Annotated in this window: 1 protein-coding gene; it reads right to left on the bottom strand. The window is 65.1% G+C overall.

The features are described from left to right. Positions 1-1,508: RHS repeat domain-containing protein (locus tag ABE459_RS25955; protein WP_346648174.1), on the bottom strand; the 1,508-nt coding region annotated here is incomplete at both ends.

The raw sequence follows: 1,508 nt of genomic DNA, 5'->3' as shown, positions 1-1,508 counted from the left end.
AGGGCGTCGTAGTAGTGCCAGGTCTCCTGGCCGTGGGCATCGGTGACATAAGTCAGGCGGATGTTCGGGTCCCAGGCCAGGCGGGTCTCGAAGCTGCCGTCGTCGGCCCATTCATGGATGGCCTTGGCGTGCGGGCCATTGCCGTCCCATTCGAGGTTGATGCCGCGCCCGGTACGGTCGGTGTAGCGGGTGATCAGGTGCTGGCGGTATTGATACTGCCAAGCAGCGCCGTGCTCATCCTGGGCGGCGGTCAGGTCACCGTGGGTGTCGTAGTGGTAGCCGCACAGCTGACGCAGCGGCGTGCCGTCGACCACCTGCCACAGGCCCTGGATATGCCCATGGTCGTCGAGCAAGGTGCCCAATTGCAGATGGAGTTTTTCGGGATCGTTGTCGGAGTAGGTGTTGATATCCGACAGCACCGGCCGGCCGTTGAACTGGTGCTCGTAGTGCAGCATTGCCCCGGCGCCGCTGCGCAGCTGGATATGCGTCAGGTAGAAGCGGTCACCCTCGCGGGCATAGGTTTCGCGGCGGTCCAGGCCACGCAGCAACACCAGTTGCTGCTCGGCGGTGCGCACTAACGTCAGGTATTCAATGGCGTCGTGATGGTGTTTGCCAACCTTGGGCAGCGGCAACTCATGGATGCGACCATCGGCATCATGCAGCACCAGGCCCTGGCCGAACGTATCAAGGAAAGTGGTGAACTCGGTGATCCAGCGGGCGCCGAGGCTGCCGTCATCCAGCTTGGCCAGCCGCGAGTTGTACACCCGTGTCCAGTTGACTGGGAACGGCCCAGGCAGACTGAAATCCTGGTGGGCCAGCGTCTCGTCACCGAGCACATGACCGATGCTGAACCCGGTGCAGGCGCAGGGGCCGTTCTTCTCAGGCTTGGGCTGCTTGTTGGCGCGCCCCTGGCGGCGGGCAACTTCGGTCGGCCCTTCGCTGCGAATCATCCTGGCTTGCGCAGTGGCATTGGGTTTGAGGTTGATCGCCAGCCGGCGGCTCGGCGGATGGGCCTGCACAGTCTGCAGCAGGTGGGTCAGCAGCCAGGCGATGCTGTGCGGCCGTTCGGCCTGGCCGAGGGCAGCAAGCTGGTTGGGCACCGCTTCGGCCAAGCTCTCAAGGGTGGCGATCAGTGGCTTGAACAAGGCCTCGAGCTCGCCGCTGAAATGCCCGGCGACGCTGTTGTAAGCCTGTTTGAAGGTGCCTTCGGCGGCGTTGCCCAACGCCGCCAGGGCCAACAACCAGGCGTCCACTTCCAGCGCCGAGTCGTACAGGGCCACCTGAGCCAGTTGCTGGCGCGCCATGCGCCGACTGGCCTGGTCGTCCAGCCGGCCCTTGGCGAGGTCGTCGAGGGCGCGGGCCAACTGGCGAAGCAGCGCCTGGGCGAGCTCACCGGCCTGGGCGAGCATTTCTGGCAAGTGCTGCAGCGCCCCGCTGATGAAGTTTTCCAGCTCGCCGCGGATGCTGGCGTGCAGGTGGCCTTCGAGGATTTCCAGCAGCACCGCGTC

It is taken from the genome of Pseudomonas sp. TWI923 (assembly GCF_039673365.1).
Lineage (GTDB): Bacteria > Pseudomonadota > Gammaproteobacteria > Pseudomonadales > Pseudomonadaceae > Aquipseudomonas > Aquipseudomonas sichuanensis.
This window is presented reverse-complemented; position numbering and strand designations above follow the sequence as displayed.